This window comes from Bradyrhizobium sp. Arg816, assembly GCF_029989365.1.
Taxonomy (GTDB): domain Bacteria; phylum Pseudomonadota; class Alphaproteobacteria; order Rhizobiales; family Xanthobacteraceae; genus Bradyrhizobium.
In genome coordinates, this window is the sequence record NZ_JAPRAQ010000213.1 from 1 (window position 1) to 450 (window position 450).

1 protein-coding gene is annotated in these 450 nt (G+C 65.8%); it reads left to right on the forward strand.

What is annotated here, in order from left to right; all coding sequences use genetic code 11:
* Positions 1-450, forward strand: a 450-nt coding sequence (locus OWC48_RS46570; protein WP_282526002.1) for a UvrD-helicase domain-containing protein, incomplete at both ends; no start/stop codon positions are given.

Here is a 450-nt window from a genome sequence, read left to right on the forward strand (position 1 = left end):
CTCGATCTGCGAGTCCGTGCCGTCTATGCCGACCTGCTGGCCGATGCGCTCGATGTCGGGCGGGATTATGCTGCGGCCTATGCCCGGGCCAAACGGCGCATCGGCGGGGTCGATTTCGACGACCTGATCCGCGCGACGATCGACCTGCTCGGCCAGCCGGGCATGGGCGAATGGGTGCGCTACAAGCTAGACCAGGTGACGGAGCATATCCTGATCGACGAAGCGCAGGATACCAATCCGGAGCAATGGTCGATCATCCGCGCGCTGGCCGACGAGTTCTTCGCTGGCCTCGGCGCGCATGACGAGCGGCTGCGGACCCTGTTCACGGTCGGCGACTACAAGCAGGCGATCTTCGGATTCCAGGGCACGCACCCGATCTATTTCCAGGCGGCCGAGCGGCATTTCGGCGGGCTGGCTGAGGATGCCCAGGGGCCGGACGGGGAAGGACTG